The sequence below is a fragment of the Streptomyces sp. NPDC048637 genome (genome assembly GCF_040650675.1).
Lineage (GTDB): Bacteria > Actinomycetota > Actinomycetes > Streptomycetales > Streptomycetaceae > Streptomyces.
Window position 1 is genome coordinate 332429 of sequence record NZ_JBEZHQ010000002.1, and the last position, 18735, is coordinate 351163.

General features: G+C 70.6%; 14 protein-coding genes and 1 pseudogene. 8 read left to right on the top strand and 7 right to left on the bottom strand.

Annotated features, from left to right (window positions below; genetic code table 11):
• Window positions 1-227: 227 nt before the first annotated feature.
• From AB0C46_RS04370 to AB0C46_RS04390, 5 genes and pseudogenes are all read left to right on the top strand, one after another.
• Entirely contained in the window at window positions 228-1886 is a 1659-nt protein-coding gene (locus AB0C46_RS04370) for an APC family permease (protein WP_362825582.1), read from the top strand.
• A gap of 104 nt (window positions 1887-1990) precedes the next feature.
• Window positions 1991-2254, top strand: a complete 264-nt coding sequence (locus tag AB0C46_RS04375; protein WP_362825584.1) for a hypothetical protein — start codon at window positions 1991-1993, stop codon at window positions 2252-2254.
• 241 nt (window positions 2255-2495) lie between these two features.
• Entirely contained in the window at window positions 2496-4829 is a 2334-nt protein-coding gene (locus AB0C46_RS04380) for a LuxR C-terminal-related transcriptional regulator (protein WP_362825585.1), read from the top strand.
• Between the two features lie 326 nt (window positions 4830-5155).
• Complete coding sequence (locus AB0C46_RS04385) at window positions 5156-6271, top strand: RICIN domain-containing protein (RefSeq protein ID WP_362825587.1); 1116 nt, start codon at window positions 5156-5158, stop codon at window positions 6269-6271.
• Between the two features lie 719 nt (window positions 6272-6990).
• A pseudogene (locus tag AB0C46_RS04390) lies at window positions 6991-7107 on the top strand (SHOCT domain-containing protein); the annotation flags it as partial.
• Between the two features lie 233 nt (window positions 7108-7340).
• Here AB0C46_RS04390 and AB0C46_RS04395 read toward each other — a convergent pair.
• The 4 genes from AB0C46_RS04395 to AB0C46_RS04410 form a co-directional block, all read right to left on the bottom strand.
• Window positions 7341-7976: a DUF305 domain-containing protein gene (locus tag AB0C46_RS04395; RefSeq protein WP_362825588.1), complete on the bottom strand. Its 636-nt coding sequence runs from the start codon at window positions 7974-7976 to the stop codon at window positions 7341-7343.
• A gap of 89 nt (window positions 7977-8065) precedes the next feature.
• Entirely contained in the window at window positions 8066-8461 is a 396-nt protein-coding gene (locus tag AB0C46_RS04400; RefSeq protein ID WP_362825801.1) for a DUF6153 family protein, read from the bottom strand.
• Window positions 8462-8606: 145 nt separating this feature from the next.
• Window positions 8607-8939: a hypothetical protein gene (locus AB0C46_RS04405; RefSeq protein WP_362825803.1), complete on the bottom strand. Its 333-nt coding sequence runs from the start codon at window positions 8937-8939 to the stop codon at window positions 8607-8609.
• A gap of 490 nt (window positions 8940-9429) precedes the next feature.
• Window positions 9430-9846 (bottom strand): VOC family protein, encoded by a 417-nt coding sequence (locus AB0C46_RS04410; RefSeq protein ID WP_362825589.1) that lies wholly within the window; start codon window positions 9844-9846, stop codon window positions 9430-9432.
• Between the two features lie 233 nt (window positions 9847-10079).
• Between AB0C46_RS04410 and AB0C46_RS04415 the strand changes: the two genes are divergently transcribed.
• On the top strand, window positions 10080-10721 hold the full coding sequence (locus AB0C46_RS04415; protein WP_362825590.1) for a TetR family transcriptional regulator: 642 nt from the start codon (window positions 10080-10082) through the stop codon (window positions 10719-10721).
• Window positions 10722-10972: 251 nt separating this feature from the next.
• Here AB0C46_RS04415 and AB0C46_RS04420 read toward each other — a convergent pair whose 3' ends face one another.
• Window positions 10973-13921, bottom strand: coding sequence for a BTAD domain-containing putative transcriptional regulator (locus AB0C46_RS04420; RefSeq protein WP_362825592.1), 2949 nt, complete (start codon window positions 13919-13921; stop codon window positions 10973-10975).
• Window positions 13922-14160: 239 nt separating this feature from the next.
• On the opposite strand from AB0C46_RS04420, the gene AB0C46_RS04425 reads away from it, so the two are divergent.
• On the top strand, window positions 14161-15147 hold the full coding sequence (locus AB0C46_RS04425; RefSeq protein ID WP_362825593.1) for an esterase family protein: 987 nt from the start codon (window positions 14161-14163) through the stop codon (window positions 15145-15147).
• 261 nt (window positions 15148-15408) lie between these two features.
• On the opposite strand, the gene AB0C46_RS04430 is transcribed toward AB0C46_RS04425, so the two are convergent.
• Complete coding sequence (locus tag AB0C46_RS04430; protein ID WP_362825805.1) at window positions 15409-16089, bottom strand: response regulator transcription factor; 681 nt, start codon at window positions 16087-16089, stop codon at window positions 15409-15411.
• Between the two features lie 82 nt (window positions 16090-16171).
• The gene (locus AB0C46_RS04435) at window positions 16172-17413 is read right to left on the bottom strand and encodes a histidine kinase (RefSeq protein WP_362825594.1); all 1242 of its coding nucleotides are present in this window, start codon (window positions 17411-17413) and stop codon (window positions 16172-16174) included.
• Window positions 17414-17553: 140 nt separating this feature from the next.
• On the opposite strand from AB0C46_RS04435, the gene AB0C46_RS04440 reads away from it, so the two are divergent.
• Window positions 17554-18732 carry a serine hydrolase domain-containing protein gene (locus AB0C46_RS04440; protein ID WP_362825596.1) on the top strand — a complete coding sequence of 393 codons (1179 nt, stop codon included), beginning with the start codon at window positions 17554-17556 and terminating at the stop codon, window positions 18730-18732.
• Window positions 18733-18735: the final 3 nt, after the last annotated feature.

Consider the following 18735-nt stretch of genomic DNA (forward strand, 5'->3'; position numbering starts at 1 on the left):
ACACCCCGCGCCCCCCTCCGGTGACCGCCCACACGCCCCATAACCGCCCACACGGCGCCCGCACGCCGGTCACCGGCCCACACGGCCCGACGGGGGAACTCGCCGCCCAAACCGGAACCTGACCGGCATCCACGCGTTTACTCTCCGTATACGAGGCGACGCACCGCGCGCCAGCAGCGCGAGGTCCGCGTCCCAGGACCAGATGGCTCGGTGAACCAGGAGCGCGCGTGAGCAAGGCAGCCGTAGCGGGGAGCGAGAACGGAGGCGGTGCCCGGCATCTGCGCCGGGCGGTCGGGTTCTGGGGGCTGATGTTCCTCTCCCTGGGATCGATCATCGGCTCCGGCTGGCTGCTGGGCGCGCTCACCACCGCCGTCATCGCCGGCCCGGCCTCGCTGATCTCCTGGGTACTCGCCTCGGCGATGCTCGCCGTGCTCGCGCTGGCCCACGCGGAGCTGGGTGCCACCTACCCGATCGCGGGCGGCACCGCCCGGTTCCCGTTCTTCGCCTTCGGGCCGCTGACCGGCTTCACCGCGGGCTGGATGTCCTGGCTGCGGTCGGTGCTGATCTCACCCATCGAGGTCGAGGCCACGCTCTCCTACCTGGACCGCATCGGCTGGATCCACAGCCGGGTGAACATGCTGCACGCCAACGGCACCCTCACCGCCGCGGGCCTGGTGATCGCGACCGTCTTCATGATGCTCTTCACGGTCATCAACGTCCTCGGGGTCCGGCTGATGTCCGGGATCAACTCGGTCACCGCCGTGTTCAAGACGGCCGTACCCCTGCTGACCGTCGTGGTCCTGATGCTGCTGGCCTTCCACCCCTCGAACTTCACCGCGGGCGGCGGCTTCGCACCGCACGGGGCGCACGGTGTCTTCGCGGCACTGCCCGCCGGAGTGGTGTTCGCGCTGCTGGGCTTCGAGCAGGCCATCCAGCTGGCCGGTGAGGCCCGCAATCCGCAGCGCGACATCTCCCGCGCGGTGATCGTCGCCATGGCCATCGGTACCGCGCTCTACCTCCTGCTCCAGATCGCCTTCATCGCCGCCCTGGACCCGGCCGCGCTGGCCCGCGGCTGGGACACCCCCGTCGGCGCGGGCAACTTCGGCCCCTACGCCACCCTGGCGACCGCCGTCGGGGCCGGCTGGCTGGCGACCGTCCTCTACGTCGACGCCGTCATCTCCCCGGCCGGCACCGGTCTCGTCTACATGGCGGGAGCTGCGCGTCTCTCCTACGCCATGGGACGCGAGCGGGTTCTGCCCAAGTCCCTCACCCAGGTCGGCCGCAGCCGGGTGCCCGTCATGTCGACCCTCCTCGCCTTCGTGGTCGGCGAGCTGGCCCTCCTGCCGTTCCCCAGCTGGCAGGCCCTGGTGGGCCTGGTCACCTCGGCAGCGGCGATCATGTACGCGTTCGCCCCGGTGTCACTGCACGCCCTCCGCGTACGGGACGGCGGCCGGAACCGCCCCTACCGGCTGCCCGCCGGACCGGTGCTGGCCCCGGTGGGCTTCGTCTTCGCCAACCTGATCTTCTACTGGTCCGGGTACGAGGCGGACTGGAAGCTCGGCATCGCCGCCCTGCTCGGCTTCGTCTTCCTCGCGCTCACCCGCCGCGGCATCCCGGCAGCCGAACGCAGCGACCTGCGCGCCCGGTCGGCCCTCTGGGTGTGGCCCTGGCTGGGCGGCATGATCCTCATCGGCCGGTTCGGCCGCTACGGCGGCACCGGGGCGCTCCCCGACTGGTGGGACCTGGTGATCGTGATCGTCTTCAGCCTGGCCGTGCACTACACCGCGGTGCGGCTCGCGATGCCCTCCGAGGCGGTGGACGCGGCCGTCCAGCGCGAGGAGGAGGGCGAGTCCGTGCCCCCGCCGCCCGCCGCCTCCGCACGTTGACGGTTTACGGGCCGGGGGCCGCTGCGCGTTGACGGTTTACGGGCCGGGGGCCTCCGCGCGCACACCTCCTCGTACAGCGCGCGCAGTTGTGCGTCCCCGGTGGCGTGGACCTGGCGCAGCAGCCGCTCCAGGAGCAGGGCGCGGACCTCACCGGCGTTGGCCAGCCGGGTGGCCGGCCCGTCGGCCTCGCCCTGACCGTGGTCGCCGCCAACGCCCTGGCCTGCGTGGCGCTCCTGCTGCTCACCTTCACCGGTGTACTGCCCCTGACCGGCCTGGGGACCGCCTTCCTGCTCGTCGGCGCCCTGGTGGTCGCCGTCTTCGCCGAGCGCGAGTACGTCGGATACCGCCGGACGACGCGAGCCGGCTAGCGCGGAGGAACCCCCGCGCCTACCAGCCCCGGACGCGGAGGAAACCCCGCCTACCAGCCCCGTACGACGACACCCCCTCCGCAAGCCCCGTACACCCCCTCCGCAAGCCCCCGTACACCGCCTCGACAGGTGAAATTCTTCCCCCTTGTCCCTGCAAGCGGACCGTTCGACTCCGCACGCACGCGCGTGCTCTATGGTCCGCTCTGACGGGGTTCGTCCGCCGCCTGCTGCAGGAGGAGACATGGGGTATGTGCCGGCGGAGGTGACGAGCTTCGTCGGGCGCCGGAGCGAACTCCGCTCTGCACGACACCTGCTCACCAGGACCAGGCTGCTGACGCTGACCGGGGCCGGCGGGATCGGCAAGACCCGCCTGGCGATACGACTCGCCTCCGAAGTGCGGCGTTCCTTCCCGGGCGGGGCGTGGGTGGTGGACCTGGCCCCGCTGGAGGACGGTGATCTGCTGGCGCAGACGGTGCTGGCCGCGTTGGGGTTTGACCACGACGCCACCCGGCCCGCGCTGTCGGCGCTGGCCGGCCATCTCGCGGACAGACAGCTGCTGCTGGTGCTCGACAACTGCGAACATCTCCTGGATCCCTGCGCGTTGTTGACCCACACTCTGCTGGCCGCGGCACCGGGACTGCAGGTGCTGGCCACCAGCCGGCAGGCGCTGGGCATCGACGGGGAGTGCCTGCTGGCCATAGAGCCGCTGTCGACACCCGCGCCGGACCGGCTGCCGCCGCCGGACTCCGAGGCACGCTACGAGGCGGTGCAGCTGTTCGCGGACCGGGCGGCGGCAGTGCTTCCCGCGTTCACGGTCGGCGCGCACAACCGGGTGACGGTGGCCAGGATCTGCCACCGGCTGGACGGCATACCGCTGGCCGTCGAGCTGGCCGCGGCCCGGCTCCGCGCACTGTCCCTGGAGCAGATCCTCGTCCGCCTGGACGACCGCTTCGGCCTGTTGACCCAGGGGAGCCGAGCCGCCCTGCCCCGCCGGCAGACGCTGCGGGCGGCGATCGACTGGAGCTTCGAGCTCTGCACGGCGCACGAGCAGCGGCTGTGGATGTGCCTGTCCGTCTTCAGCGGCGGCTTCGACCTGGAGGCGGCCGAGGCGGTGTGTGCCGGAGCGCTGTGTGCCGAAGCGCTGTCCGCGGGGGAGGACACCGTCCCCGCCCGGATCCTCGACGGGGTGGCCGGACTCGTGGACAAGTCGGTGCTGACCCGGGAGGAACACCCCGGCAGGGTGCGCTTCCGCATGCTGGAAACCATCCGCCAGTACGGCCGTGACCACCTCCGTGACCGTGGCGAGGAGCGTGCCGTACGGCGTCGCCACCGCGACTACTACCAGCAGCTGGCGGCCCGTGCCGAAGCCGAGTGGTTCGGCCCGCAGCAGCTGGTGTGGTTCGCCCGGCTGCGCCTGGACCGGGCGAATCTGCGCGCGGCCCTGGAGTTCGGGCTGAGCACCCCGGAAGACACCCGCGCCGGGCTCCGGCTCGCCTCCTCCCTCTGGAGCCACTGGCTGGGCTCCGGCGGTTTCGAGGGGGCGGAACGGCACTGGCTGGGCCGGGCCCTGGCGAGGGACACCGAGCGCGGCCCGGAGCGGGCGAAGGCCCTGTGGGTCGACGGCTGGCTGGCCCTCCTGCACGGCGACATGACCACGGCGCATGCCCGCCTGGCCGAATGCGGGGCGCTGGCCCGGGAGTTGGGCGACGAAGGGGCCTGTGCGCACGCCGTGCAGTTCGCCGGTCTGGCGGCGCTCTTCGAGGACGACTACCCGCGCGCCGTCCCGCTGCTGGAGGACGCGCTCGATCGCCACCGTGCCAACGGGGCGCTCGGCGCCCAGTGGACGACCCTGTTCCTCCTCACTCTGGCCTGCTGCCTTTCCGGGGACCCCCGGGCCGCCGCGCTGGGCGGGGAGTGCCTGGCGCTGTGCGACACCCACGGCGCACGCTGGTCCCGCTCGTACGCCCTGTGGGTGCTCGGGCTCCAGCAGTGGCTCACCGGGGAGACCGGCCGGGCGATCGCCCTGCTCCAGGAAGGCCTGCACCTTGAGGCCCCCGCCCACAACCACCTGGCCGTCGCCCAGTGTCTGGAAGTGCTGGCCTGGGCCGTGGCGGACGACGGGGGCGGCGAACAGGCCGCCACGCTCCTCGGCGCGGCACAGACGGCCTGGCAGGCGGTCGGTGCACCGCTCCCCGGGGTCGGACGCCTGCTGATTCATCACACCGAGTGCGAGGCACTCCTGCGGCGCTCACTCGGCGATGCGCTCTTCGCCACGGCCGTACGGGCGGGCGCCGCGCTCACTCTCGACGAGGCCGTCGCCCGCGCCCTGGGCCGGCCCCCGTCCCCCGAGGCCCACCCGCACCAGGAGGACCTGTCGGCGGCCCTGACACGGCGGGAACGCCAGGTGGTCGCACTGGTCGCCGAAGGACTGACGGACAAGCAGATCGCCGCCCGGCTGGTGATCTCCCCGCGCACCGCGGAAGGCCATGTCCAGCGCATCCTCGTGAAGTTCGGCTTCACCTCCCGCACGCAGATCGTGACCTGGGCAGTCGAACAGCGCACTGCCCTGGCATAACCCCCGCGGCCGCCATCACCCCGGCGCAATTCCGTGACCATCACCCCGGCGCACTTCTGCGACCGTCTCCCGGCGTAACCCTGGTGGCCGCCGTGCGGGCCCGCACGACCACCGCTCCCCGGCCGGCACAGGTACCGAAACACGTAGTTCTCCCCTCCACGCGGACCGGCCCACCCGCAATTCTTCAGGAGCCGGCCCCGAGGGCCGATTTCTCTCGCGGAGCGCACGGCGGACCGCCGCTTGGCGCCCGGCAGATTCCCTCGCGCGACGGCGACCGGAAGGGCCCGGCAAGGGAAAGGGCCCGACAAGGGAAGAGGACGACCATCATGACGACCGATCCCCCCGCCCGCAGACCCTGCGTGCGGATAGTGCTCACCGTCCTGGCAGTCTGGGCGGCCGCGTTCGGCTTCACCACCTCACCCCTCGCCACGGGGAAGGCCGAGGCGGCGGACTGCAGCCAGATCATGCAGTGCCTGGTGATATCGAGCACGACGACCAACCGAGTCCTCTATGTGGACGGTGGCTCGTTCGACGAGAGCAAGATTGTCACCTGGGACAACCTTGGATACGAGGACCAGAAGTGGCACCTGGAGCGCAACAGCGACAGCAGCTTCACCATCCGGAACAACCGGACGGACAAGTGCATCGAAGGGACGGACACCCTCTATCAGAAGGTTTGTCAGGGACAGGGAAACCAGAAATGGTATCTCCAGAAGGTCGAGGGCGGCGCGCCCGACGAGTTCCTGATCCGCAACGTGGGGTCCGGCAAGTGCATGGACCTCTCCAACGGCACCAACAGCAACGGCGCATCGGTCGGTCAGTATGACTGCGACCCGAAGAAGAACAACCAGCGCTGGAAGCTGAATGACCTGGCCCCGGGCGCCGGCTCCGCGTACCTGGAGCTGGCAGCCAAGTACGCTGCCATAGCGGACTGCCAGGATCCGAAGAGCGACAAATGCAAGATGGAGATGGTGAAGCAGGAAGAAGCAGTGGTCGGCGAACAGCGATGCGTGAGCAATCTCTGGTCCACCCCTGCCGACGCCGCGAAAGCGGAGACCCAAACCTACAGCAAAGCGGTACTCCAGGGTCATTCGGACGCCTTCGGTTTCACGATCTCCACAGGAATGGAGATAGGGGTGGAATTGGGAGCCAAGCTGGTCTTCAACCAGAGCCAGGCTTTCAGTTACACACGCACCCAGAACGTTTCAACAACCACCATCAACGCGACGGCGGTGACGATTCCCCCGGGTAAGTGGGGATGGATAGCGGTGGGTGAGCTGCAAAAGAAGGTGACGACCAAGTGGACCTTCGACGCCGGCAAGCCGACCCAGTGGACCTACACCTCAACCGTGAACATTCCCGTGAAGGACGGCACTGACGGAAAGCAGTCCGTCGTGATGCCCCGCATCGCGGACGCCCCTCCCACCAACTGCCCGTCCTGACCCTCAGGTTCTCGCACCCGGCTGTCGCCATCAGCCGGCCCGGGAATCGATCCCGCAACCGAAGGCCCCGGCGTTCCCGCCGGGGCCTTCGTGTCCGGGCGGCAGCGGCCTGGAACTGACGCCCGAAGAGAAGTTCACCCGTTCGATCAATACTGGGCGGCTCAGGGGCGTATCAAGCCAGATCCCTCCTGCTCACTTGCCTTCTCCCGCCCCGGCGGCAGCATGAGCAGCCCAGTTGAAAGGGCGCGAGGCGCGCAGTGCGAAGCAGGCGGGGGTAGGGATGAAGCATGCGTGGCCGCACTCGACTTTCCTCGGGCGGCTGCAGAGCGGCACCTTGGAAGACCTCATGAGCCTGGGGACCCCGATGGTCTATCCCGCTCATCGGCAGCTGCTTCAGCAGGGTGACGAGAGCCGGCATGTCCTCTTGCTCACTCGTGGTGTGGCCAAGGTCGTCGCCAGCTCGGAGAGCGGCTACGAGATGCTGCTGGCCGATCAGCAGCGCGATGACGAAGAGCAGCGCCAGGAACAGGAACATGCTGACCGACATCGCGAGCCAGGCCCACCCGCCGCCATGACGGCCGTACCAGCACAACATCGACCTCCACCTCCCACGCGGCGCGGGGTGCGGGCCCGTCCGCGCCCTGGGCCGCACGGGCCCCGGCCACGGCGAGCACGGCGAGCACCCGGTCACCCGCCACGGACCCGGCCCCGGCCCCGGCCCCGGCCCCGAACAGATTCTCTCGGAGCGGTACGCACGCGGCGAGATCGACGAAGAGGAGTACCGGCGACGGCTGGCCACCCTCCGCGGCGCCCCACCGGGCGGCCCGTCGAGCTGACGGGCACGGACGGGCGATGAGGCCTGACGGCGAGGCCTGACGGCGAGGCCTGACGGCGAGGCCTGGCGGCGAGGGCTGGGGTGAGGTCCGCTTCCTTCCGGGGGCGCGCCGACGCTGACGCCTGACCGTTGCCCGTCGTCCGAGGAAGGGCTTGACGGACAACGGTCAGGCGGGGTTACCGCCTACTGCCGGCGGTTACGCCCACGGCCGTAGGTTCGGCTTACCGCCGGCGCTCAGCCCTTCCCCAGCAGCTTGTTCATCTGCACGATCTCCGCTTTCTGGGCCTCGATAACGGCGTCGGCCAGAGTCTTCGCGGGGCCGTAGGCACCCTTCTTCTTCTCGGTGCCCGCCATCTTCACCGCGCCCTCGTGGTGCCCGACCATCATCTCCATGAAGGCCGTGTCGAAGCCCTTGCCCGACTTCTCCTTCAGCGCGTCCATCTCCTTGGTGCTCATCATTCCCGGCATACCGGAGTGGGCGGAGTGATCCATGCCGGGCATCTCCTCCGGCACCTGCTCGCCCCAGGCCGTCAGCCACCCGGACATGGTCTTGATCTCCGGATCCTGAGCCTGCTTGATCTTCGTGGCGAGTTCCTTCACCTGGCTCGACGAGGCGCGGGTAGCAGCCAGGTCAGCCATTTCCACGGCCTGCCGGTGGTGCGGAATCATCCCCTTCGCGAACGCCACATCGGCCGCGTTGTGCGTGCCGGCCGGGGCCGAGGCGCCGGGCGAAGAGGCGGACTTCGACGGGGAACGATCAGCGGACTGGCTGCCGCTGTCGTTGCCGCCGCAGGCGGCCAGCACCACCGCGGAGGCGGCGGTTGCGGCCACGAGTGCGAGGCGGCGCGTGAACGGACGGAGGGTCTTCATGGGTGAACTCCTGGAAAGCAGCGGTATCGGAACATGCCGGACGGCGGCACCGCGCCCTTGAGCGGGGCGTCCGTGCCGTCGGGGTGTTCCTAGATCCGCAGGAGTTGGAGTTCGGCCAGAGAAGGCGGCGCCCGCCCGCCGTCCCGGTTCATCGGTCCGCCCGCGCCTGCCGCGCCGGCGGGCTGTACGGAGCTGCCGAGAGCGGGAGCCAGGGCCGGGGGCACGGGCGGCCCGTGGAGCGCAGCGGACGCACAGGTCGGGTCCGCGTGATGGACATGTCCGGTGCCACCGCAGCCATCGTCCCCTGGGCAGTGCGCGTGAACGGTGGCCACCACGCTCATGCGGTGATCGTGCGCGGACGAGGGCGCGGCAAGAGCGGACCCGATTCCGTGCATCCCCAGCAGCCCTGCCAGCAGCCCGAGCACGCACAGCGCACGCCACCGCCGGGCGGCGGGCCGTGCCGGTACGTACGGGCGGCTGGACATCACGCCCTCATGCTAAGCAGTGGGGGAAGGGCGCTAACGGGCGGCTCCCGTGGGGAGATCGACTCACCACAGGGGCCCGCGACCTCTTCCGCTTCCGCTCGGCTTGATCGCGGACCCCGCAAACCCATCCCGGCGCGGAATTCGGTCAGACGCGACGAACCCGCGCAGCGATCCCATGGCCCAGCAGCAGGTAAAGCCCCGCAGGCAGACCGTAATTGAGGAAAACCCGCACACCTTCGCTGTCCATGGTGAAGATGTCCTGCGACCACCACGCGAGCGAGTCGGCCACTCCGTGCACGAATTCGACGAAGACATTTCCCTGGTTCGCTTCGAGCAGGTACAGCAAGATCCACAGGCCAAGGAAGCCGGCTGCCACATCCGCGATCGTGTGAATGATCAGCGCAGCCCGATTTGCGCCGACACCGGACCGGTTGCGGTCATAAGCGCCATAGCCGTCATAGGAGTTGTTCGTGGGCATGGGTTCGTGGGCATTGTTCATGGCTTCCTGATTTCCTGGGTCGAGTGCGCGAAACCATGCTCATGCCTGCGATTCGGTAACCACTCGGCATCATGAGCTACCGCCTGGTTTCTAGCGCCCAGTGCGCCGCATTTCGTCAGCTTCCTTTCTTCCGTGAGAATGGTCCGGCGTTGCCGTGATTCCCCTGCCCGAAGCGGGAGTTGGCGTGACGCCGGGTGTGCAGTTGAACATCCCTTCGCCACCACCGGTTGAGCACCCCGATTCGGCACGGATGGCCACCGTTGTCACACCCTGTGGCCTTTCGTGAAAGGCGTCCGGGCGATAGCACCCCGTACGGGGCGAATGAGAAGACGGCCGGGCCAGTCAGGTCAGTCAGGTCTGCCATCCCGAAAGGTTCGGCATTCCGACTGGCTCGCCTTCCGGCCGGCCCGGCGGGAAGATCCAGCCCCCGATCTCATCGAGACGCCGGGGACGTTCCGGGCGAGGGGCGTCAGGAGCGCGGTGTGTACTCGTCGTCCGTGGGGCGGGAGGGGTGGGCCCATTCGACGAGCTGGATCACAACGCCGTTGGGGTCGGTCATCTGGAAGAGGCGCTCGCCCCAGGGCTCTTCGCGCAGGGGCATGGTGATCCGGGCACCTTCGCCTCGCAGGCGTGCTTCTTCCGCATCGAGGTCGGTGACCGTCAGTGCCAGGATCAGGCCGCCGGCCTGCTTATCGCGCTGGTCGGCCGGAAGGATCTCGGCGCCCCGGCGGAGCAGAACGATGTCGATGGCGGCGTCCTCACGGGTGAGGGAGGCGAAGCCGTCGTCGGCCATGGCCACCTGGTAGCCGAGGTGGGTGGTGAGGAAGTCGCGCGAGGCGTCCACGTCGGCGACGGTCAGGGAGAGGGTGGAGGCAGAGACGTTCATGGCGGCTCCTCGGCGGATGCGTGGCGGCTGGGCGCGGCGGGGCTGGTCGGCTGTCAGGCCGAGGGTCAGTCGCCGGGGGCCGGTGTGGGGCCGGTGCTCTGGGCGGTGACGAGCTTGGCCGTATCGAGCTTTCGCATACGCGTTCCCCCGGCGAATCTTACGACGGACGTAACTTTACCCAGGGTGCATTAAGTTGGTCAAGCCTATTTTTGCTACGGATGTAAGATTGCCTCATGGGTATCGAGACGCTGGGGCTCCGCGAGTCCAAGAAGCAGGAGACCAGGCAGCTGATCTCCGACCACGCCACCAGGCTCTTCATCGAGCAGGGTTTCGAGCAGACGACCATCGCCGAGATCGCCACCGCAGCCCGGGTCGCCAAGAAGACGGTCACCAACTACTTCCCGCGCAAGGAGGACCTGGCCCTCGATCACCATGAGGAGTTCACCGCGAGCCTGGCCCGCGCCGTCGCCGACCGGGCCGATGACGAGTCGCCGATCGCCGCCCTGCGGCGGGAGTTCGGCACCGCCCTTGAGGAGCACAGCCCCGTCGCGGGCTTCGCCGGCCCCGACTTCGCCCGCATGGTCGCTGACAGCCCCACCCTTGCCGCCCGCCTGCGTGACCTCCACGACCAGCGAGAAGAAGCCCTCGCCGCGGCCCTCGCCGACATCGCTCCGGCCGCAACTCCGGCCATCGCCCCCCGAGCTGCCGCGGCCCTCCTCGCGGCCGCCCACCGCCTGCTGTTCCAGCGCATCCAGGAACTCACGCTGGCCGGACACGCCAACGACCGGATCGCGGCCACTCTGGCATCAGAGGCGGCACACGTCTTCGGCCTCCTCGACGCCGCCCTCGGAGACTTCCGCACCGCAGCAGAGTGACAGTCAACCCGACTGGCGTTGCTATCCGTTCGGGCGCCACCCGCCACCCGCCACCCGCTACCCGCGGCTCACAGTGGCGGCCAATGTATGTGGCGTGCGTCCCACGAGTTCCGTTGGTTGCCGCTGGTCAGCGGGGTATCGAGGCGCAGTGGTGACGTGGGTCGGGTGACTCGCTCACGCCCTCCGGAGCCCGGGTGGATCAGAGGCGCGGTCTGCATGGTGGCGACGCCGCATCCACGCCGACCTACTGGCTAGCAGTCTTTGCACTCCTTGAGTCCCGCGATCGCCAGCGCGCGCTCCTCAGGGTGCTCGTCGGCTCCGGGCAGGGCGAGCGCGGTCCGGAACTGTTCTCGTGCCTCGGCGACGCGGCCTGCCGCGGAGTAGGTGCGGCCCAGCCGGTAACGGATGTCCATCTCCAGCCGGTCGCAGTGGGGTTCAGTGAGTGGGGACAGCGTCCGGTGCTGGGAGAGAGCCTGGTGGTGGAGGGCCGCCGCGGCGCTCAGGTTTCCCTCTCCATGCTCTGCCGTGCCCAGCCGGGTCAGGACGATCGCGTGCATGAGTACGTCCCCGACCTGCTGAGCCAGGTCCGCCGCTTGGCGGTAAAGGATCTTGGCCTCAGCGTACTGGCCGAGGTCGAGGTGGACGCCGGCGGCGTTGCCCGAGGCCATGCTGATCATGCGAGGTCTGCCGTTCGTCTCGGCGTGGGCGCGGGCGGCGGCGAAGCAGGCCAACGCCTCCTCGCATCGCCTCTGGCTGTGGTGGACGGCGCCGAGTACGCAGAGCCCCATCGCGGCGAGCCAGTGGTCGTCGAGCCGCTGAGCCAGCTCAACTGCCTCGGTGAGACGGGGAATTGCCCGCTCGGCCCGGCCCGAATTCAGGTCGGCGGCCCCCAGCCCGGCCAGGGCCCGCGCCTCTTCGCGCCGGTCCGCGCGGTGGCGGCTGAGGTGAAGCGCCTCGGTGAACCAGGCGTGCCCTTGGAGGATGCGGCCCTGATAGATGTCGGTGATGCCCATGCAGTTCCGCAGTGCGGGGGCCATCCGCCGGTCGGTGGCCTCGTCCGCGTGCGCGAGCGCGATCTCCAGGGCTGTTCGGCACTCGTGGTAACGGCCCCGGCGTACGAAGTAGTCGCTCAGGGCCTCGGCGATCCAGCACGCGTAGTCGGCCTCGCCGAGCGCTGCGGCGTGCCCGACGACGTCGACGAGCTCTCCGCTCGCCGCGTCCAGCCAGCCGCCGGCGTCCTTCCAGTCCGCGAACGGCGCTCCGGCGGGTTGCGGCCCGGTGGGGAAACCGCCTTGGCCCCAGTCGCTGGTGATCCGGCCCGCGTCCAGATAGAGGCGGAGTACGGCTGTACGGGCCGCGCCGGCTTCGGCGGGGGCGGCTTCCGCGAGCCGCCGCGCGTGCACCCGAACCAGGTCGTGCAAGCGGTAGCGGCCCGGACGAGTCTGCTGCAGCAGACTCGCGTCGACCAGGCTTTCCAGGGTCTGCTCGGCGTCGCGGGACGAGCAACCCAGCATGGCCGCTGATGTCAGCGGGTTGAACTCGACCGTCGGCGACAGGCCCAGGGTACGGAATCCGCGCTGCTGCGCCGGCGCGAGCTGGTCGTACGACAGCCGGAAGGCCGCCTCCACGCTGCGATCCCCGGCACTCAGCTCGCCGAGGCGGCGCTCGTCGCCCGCCATCCGGTCCACCAGGTACGCCAGCGTCCAGGCAGGGCGGGTCTGCAGCCGTGCCCCAGCAATGCGCAGCGCCAGCGGCAGCCCGTCGCACAGCCGGACCAGCTCACGCGTCGCCTCCGGCTCCCGGTCCGCGCGCTCCTCCCCGACGATGTGCCGGAGCAGGGACAGCCCATCGCCTGTCTCCAGGGGCTCCAGCGTGACTCGTCGATCGGTGTCCAGTCCGGCCAGCTGCCGCCGGCCGGCCACCAGCACCATGCTGCCCGGCCCGGCGGGCACCAGCGGCCGTATCTGCTGCGCGCTCAGCACATCGTCGAGCACGAGGAGCAGCCGCAGCGAGCTGGTTGCGGCCCGCCAGGCCGCGGTGAGTTCGTCGAGGTCGTCAGGCATCTCGCTGTCGGCTGCGCCGACCGAGCGCAGCAACCGCCGCAGCACTCGCTGCGGCGGTTGCCTCTGCCGTTCCGTGCTGTGCGCGCGCAGGTCCACGAACAGGCAGCCGTCCGGGTAGTGGACGCGCAGCGCACCTGCCGCGTGGACGACGAGCGCGGTCTTGCCGACGCCGGCCGTGCCGTCCACCGCCACGATCGACACGGATTCGGGCGGCGAGGACGCGGTCAGCAGCGCCAGTTCGGGCTCCCGCCCGATGAGGCGGCCGGTGTCGCCCGGCAGTTCGTTGACCGCGCGGCGGGGCCGGGGCCGGTCCGGCGGAGCGGCAGAGCGCGCCACCGCCGGACCGAGGAGCTGCTCGCCATCCCGGCGCAGCACCGCCTGGTGCACCCGACGGAGTTCCTCGCCGGGGTCGACCCCGAGCTGGTCGCGCAGCCGCTCGCGCATGTCCTCATAGGCGCTCAGCGCGGCCACTTGGCGTCCGATGCCGTACAGGGCACGCATCCTCAGCGCTGTCAGCGACTCGTCGTACGGATCGGACTCGGGCAGAGCGGACACAGCGGCGAGGTCGTCCAGGGCATCGGCGGACCGGCCGAGAAGAACCAGACACTCAAGCCTCTCCCGCTGAAGCGTGCGCTGGCGCTGCGACAGCCGCTGCCGCTCGCCCTGCGCGAACGGCCCCGGCAGCCCGGCCAGGGGCTCGCCTCGAAACAGGGTGAGCGCCTCGGTGAACCGGTCCATTGCGGTGGCCAGGTCACCGGATGCCCTCGCGCGCTGTGCCTCACCGACCTGCTCGGCCAGCTCCGCCACATCGAGCCGCACTCCGTCGCCGACGAGGCTGTACCCGCCCCGGCCACTGCGGATCACCGACCCTGTCCGTCCGGCGCCCTCCGCGTCGAGCGCCTTCCGCAGCGGGTAGACGTAGCTCGGCAGTACCCGGCGACCGGACCTCGGCGGCTGTCCACCCCACACGCCGGCGAGCAGCTGCTCCTGGCTGACCAGCGGGCCCGGACGCAGCACCAGCGCGGCCAGCACCGCCTGCCGCCGAACCGGCCCCAGGTCCAGCGGCGTCCCGTCACGCCAGGCCCGCACCGGCCCGAGCACCGCGATCCGAAGCCGCTGATGCGATCCCCCGTCCATCCCGAAGCCTCCGCTCCCCCGCATCATCGAGATTTCATCGGCATTTCAGCGCCTTCCGCAAGGGTTGGCAAGTCACCACCGAGAACCGCTGGGAAGCAAGGGAACGGCGAGAGAGGGAAGGCACCGGGCGCGGGCTCGGCCGGCTCCACGGCACCCGCCACGGGGGAACTCACCATGACGTACCCGAGTGTTCCGCAGCAAGCGATCCGTTCGTGCAACTTCCCTACCAGGAGGTCAGATTGAACGAGCACCTCTCCACCCGCAGGAGTGTTCTGAAGGCCGTCGGCGGTATCTCCGCGGCGATGGCTCTTGGCGGCGCAGGCGTCCTTGCGACGGCGTCGCCGGCCAGTGCGGCCGACGACGGCTTCGGGCTGACCATCAAGGACCGCAACGAGGCCGACCCCCGCATGTGGTACTACCGGTTCGCGACCGACGCGGTCGAATGGGACCCCGCCGTCAACGTCCTGCTCCCTGACGACTACCACACCAGCGGCCGCACCTACCCCGTCCTCTACCTGTTCCACGGCGGCGGTACCGACCAGGACTTCAGGACCTGGGACGTGCTGGGCATCCGCGCCTGGACCGCCGGCAAGCCGATCATCGTCGTGATGCCCGACGGCGGACACGCAGGCTGGTACTCCAACCCAGTCAACTCCCATACCGGCCCCCGGAATTGGGAGACCTTCCATATCGACCAGTTGCTCCGGTGGACCGACGCGAACTTCCGGACGTACGCCGAGTACGACGGCCGCGCCGTCGGCGGGTTCTCGATGGGTGGCTTCGGCGCGCTGAAGTACGCAGCCAAGTACTACGGCCACTTCGCCTCGGTGAGCGCCCACTCCGGCCCGCCCAGCCTGCGCCGCGACCTCAACGCGGTCGCCCATTGGGCCAACGTGTCCTCCGCGGCCCTGGACCTGGGCGGCGGCACGATCTACGGCGAGCCGTTCGACGAGGCCAGGGTCAGCGCCGACAACCCCATGGAGCACATCGAGAGCTACCGCAACAAGCGGGTCTTCATGGTCGCCGGCACCAGTCCCAACCCGGTTGACCCGTTCGACCTGCTCAACGAGACCGAGGTGCTCGCCGGCCAGCGGGAGTTCCGAGCCGGCCTCGACCAGGCCGGCATCCCGCACGAGTGGCACGAGGAGCCCGGCGGACACTTCGTCCGCCCCGAGATGGCCATCCGCGACATCGACGGCATCATCGCCCGACTCCGTCAGGCGTAGAGCCGGCCACGCACAGACGTACGGCCACGCCCTCCGGGGCGGGCAGACGGACGAGAGCGGGGGCGCCCCCGACAGCGCCGGCAGCAGCCCACTCGGCATCGACCGAGACGGAGCACGACGAAGGCCCCGGCCGGTTTGGCGGATTCCAGGGGCCTTCGTTCAGCCCGGTGAGGCCGGGCGGAGGATACGAGTAGCTGTGGAGTGACGTCGCGGCCGGTACTGAGCAGCCTGCGGGCGACCGCGCAGCGGGGCGGAAGCCGGTCAGCCGGCGAAGCCCGGGACCACCAGGCCGGACTCGTACGCGATCACCACCGCATGGGTCCGGTTCTGCGCGCCGAGCTTGGTCAGCACGTTTCCGACGTGGGTCTTGACCGTCTCCAGGCTCACCGTGAGGGACTCCGCGATCTCCGGATTGGAGAGCCCGGTGGCCATCAGGCGCAGCGCCTCCTCCTCCCGGCCGGTCAGGGCGGCGTGCGGCAGGGCCTCGGCGGAGCCCAGCGGGCGGGCGGCGACCATGCGGCCCAGTGCGGCCGGGAAGAGGACCGCTTCGCCCGCCGCCACCACCCGGACCGCCTCGGCGATCTGACGGACCGGGAGGCGCTTGAGGACGAAGCCGCTGGCGCCCGCGCTGAGGGCGGCGGTGACGTAGCCGTCGTTCTCGAAGGTGGTGATCACCACGACCTTCGGCGGGTCGGCCGCTTCGGCCAGCAGTTGGCGGGTGGCCTCGATCCCGTTGCGACGCGGCATCCGTACATCCATCAGGACCACGTCCGGCCGCAGGCTCTGCGCCCGTTCGACCGCCTCGACGCCGTCGGCGGCCTCGCCGACCACCGTGATGCCCGGCTGTGCGGCGAGCAGCATGCGCAGGCCGCTGCGGGTCACCTCATCGTCGTCCGCGATCAGGAGGGTGACGGCGGGGCTGGTGACGGGGGGAAGGGGCATGCCTTCGCCCGCGTCGGATCCACTCACGCCGAGACCCGTACCGGCAGCCGGAGGGCAATGCCTTCGCCCGCGTCGGATCCATTCACGCCGACGCCCGTGCCGGCAGCCGGACGGCCAGCCGCCAGTGCTGCGTCCCGTCCGGGCCGGCCTGGAACTCACCGTGCAGCAGCCGGACGCGCTCGGCCAGTCCGGGCAGACCGTGGCCGGAGGTCGGGAAGGCCCCCGGGCCCGGGCCTGTCCGTACCCCGATCCGGTTGACCACCGTGAGATCCAGTCCGTCCGGCCCGGCCGCCACCCGGGCCACGATCGGGCCGCCCGCCCCGTGGCGCAGCGCGTTCGTCAGTCCCTCCTGGAGGATCCGGTACGCCGCCCGGGAGAGCGCCCCCTGCACCTGCGCCAGGTCGCCCGACAGCTCCGGTTCCACCACCGCGCCCGCGTGCCGCAGGCGGTCCAGCAGCTCGGGGAGGTCGGCCAGGGTCCGGGTCGGCGCCGTCCCCGACTGTTCCTCGCGCAGCACTCCGAGCACGTAGTCCAGGTCCTTCAGCGCGGCCCGCGTCGACTCCTCGATGCTGCGCATGGCGGCCCGCGCCGTCGCCGGGTCGGCGGAGAGCGCCTCGCCCGCCACCGCCGCCTGGATGGTGGCCGCCGTCAGCGTGTGCCCGATCGAGTCGTGCAACTCGTGGGCAATCCGGTTGCGTTCGGCCAGCAGCTGTTCCCGCTCGGCGGCCAGCGCGAGCCGTTCGGCCGCCGACGGCCCCAGCAGCCGTGGCGCCGCCCACCGCAGGGCCTTTGTCACCAGTACGCAGATGGCTACCGCCAGCAGGAGGCACACGGCCGCCACCACCCAGCTCCACCCGCCCGACACCCGGACCGACGTGCCGAACAGACTCGCCCGCGCCTCGGCGCCGAGCCAGTTCCCCGGCAGGGAGAGGCCCATGATGAACAGCACCCCGCTCGCCAGCGCCCCCGTCCAACCGACGGCCACGTGCAGCACCAGCCAGAGCGGGGTCCGCCAGCGGTCGAGGCCGAGTGAACCGGAGGGCCGGCGACCGGCCACCGGATTCGGCAGCGGCACCCGCAGCAGCCGGCGGGCCGACACGACCAGCGCCCGTCGTACGGGGCGCGCCAGGCCGACCACGCCGACCAGTACCGCCCAGACCAGCAGGACCAGGACGATCTGCACGCTCTCGGAAGCGGATCGCCACGACAGCGCCGGTAACAGGGCGAAAGGCAGCAGCGGAAGGCTCGCCAGCGCGCCGCAAGAGGCGAACAGCACACCCGCATACGTGGAGCCGCGCAGCAGCGGCCGAATTCCCCTGATCATGGGCGCCAGTATCGCCGGGCAGCCCCCCGGCAGCCTCCCCCGATCGGGGGAGCGATTTCTCCCGCCTTCCCGCGATGCGGTCAGCGGGCCCTGGAAACCAGGATCGTGCCTCGACCAAACGATTCCCCAGGAGTTGACTTATGCGTGCTCAGACCCGGCAGGGCCTTCGTTCCTCGACCCGGCAGCAGGGCGGCAGACGGCGACGAGCCGTGTCGGCCGCGGCCGCGGTGGCCATCGGCGTCATGACACTGGGGGCCCTCGCCCCGCCCGCCGCCTCCGCTGCTGCCGCCGCCAGGCCGGACGCCGTCCAGAACGCCCTGAACGCGCTGGTGCGCGACGACGGGATGCCCGCCGCGCTGGCGAGCGTCCAGGACCGTGACGGCCGCATCCGCAGCTACACCGCAGGAGTGGGCGACCTGACCACCGGCTCGAAGGTGCCCAGGGACGGCCAGGTACGGATCGGCAGCAACACCAAGGCGTTCACGGCGGTCGTGGTCCTGCAGCTGGTCGGCGAAGGGAAGATCGGCCTCGACGCCACCGTCGACACCTACCTGCCCGGCCTCGTCCGCGGAACGGGGATCGACGGGCGCCGCATCACCGTCCGCCAGCTCCTCCAGCACACCAGCGGACTCCCCGAGTACGGCATCCACGTCGACGACGACGAGATCAGGAACCGGTACCTCGAGCCCCGCGAGCTGCTCGACATCGCCCTCCGGTACAAGGCCGACGCGGCTCCGGGGACGACGTGGGGGTACAGCAACACCAACTACGTCCTGGCCGGCCTGATCGTCCAGAAGGTCACCGGCCGCCCCCTCGCCGAGGAGATGGACCGGCGCATCATCAAGCGCATCGGGCTGCGCCACACCTACTTCCCCACCCCCGGCGAGATGACCATCCGAGAGCCGCACCCCCACGGCTACCATCGCAACCCTGCGAACACACCGCTGCGCGACTTCACGGAGCTGGACCCCTCCTGGGGCTGGGCCGCAGGCCAGTTGATCTCCACCAACTCCGACCTCAACCGCTTCTTCACCGCGCTCCTCGCCGGCCGCCTCCTTCCGGCGGCCCAGCTCGCCGAGATGCGCACGACCGTCCCCGCCGGGACCTCCGGCCTCCGCTACGGGCTGGGGCTCACGAGCAGGCCGCTGTCGTGCGGCGGCGTCTACTGGGGCCACGGCGGCGACATCGCGGGGTACGAGACCCGGGGTGGTGTCACCGACGACGGCCGCGCCGCCAACGTCGCGGTCACCAGCATCCCGACGGACAAGGCAGCCACGCAGCACGTGAAGGACGCCGTGGACAGGGCCCTGTGCGGCTGAATC

Coding starts and splice junctions, on each gene's coding strand:
- AB0C46_RS04380 (WP_362825585.1), top strand. CDS start 2,496: ATGGGGTATGTGCCGGCGGAGGTGACGAGCTTCGTCGGGCGCCGGAGC.
- AB0C46_RS04385 (WP_362825587.1), top strand. CDS start 5,156: ATGACGACCGATCCCCCCGCCCGCAGACCCTGCGTGCGGATAGTGCTC.
- AB0C46_RS04395 (WP_362825588.1), bottom strand. CDS start 7,976: ATGAAGACCCTCCGTCCGTTCACGCGCCGCCTCGCACTCGTGGCCGCA.
- AB0C46_RS04400 (WP_362825801.1), bottom strand. CDS start 8,461: ATGTCCAGCCGCCCGTACGTACCGGCACGGCCCGCCGCCCGGCGGTGG.
- AB0C46_RS04405 (WP_362825803.1), bottom strand. CDS start 8,939: ATGCCCACGAACAACTCCTATGACGGCTATGGCGCTTATGACCGCAAC.
- AB0C46_RS04410 (WP_362825589.1), bottom strand. CDS start 9,846: ATGAACGTCTCTGCCTCCACCCTCTCCCTGACCGTCGCCGACGTGGAC.
- AB0C46_RS04415 (WP_362825590.1), top strand. CDS start 10,080: ATGGGTATCGAGACGCTGGGGCTCCGCGAGTCCAAGAAGCAGGAGACC.
- AB0C46_RS04420 (WP_362825592.1), bottom strand. CDS start 13,921: ATGGACGGGGGATCGCATCAGCGGCTTCGGATCGCGGTGCTCGGGCCG.
- AB0C46_RS04430 (WP_362825805.1), bottom strand. CDS start 16,089: ATGCCCCTTCCCCCCGTCACCAGCCCCGCCGTCACCCTCCTGATCGCG.
- AB0C46_RS04435 (WP_362825594.1), bottom strand. CDS start 17,413: ATGATCAGGGGAATTCGGCCGCTGCTGCGCGGCTCCACGTATGCGGGT.
- AB0C46_RS04440 (WP_362825596.1), top strand. CDS start 17,554: ATGCGTGCTCAGACCCGGCAGGGCCTTCGTTCCTCGACCCGGCAGCAG.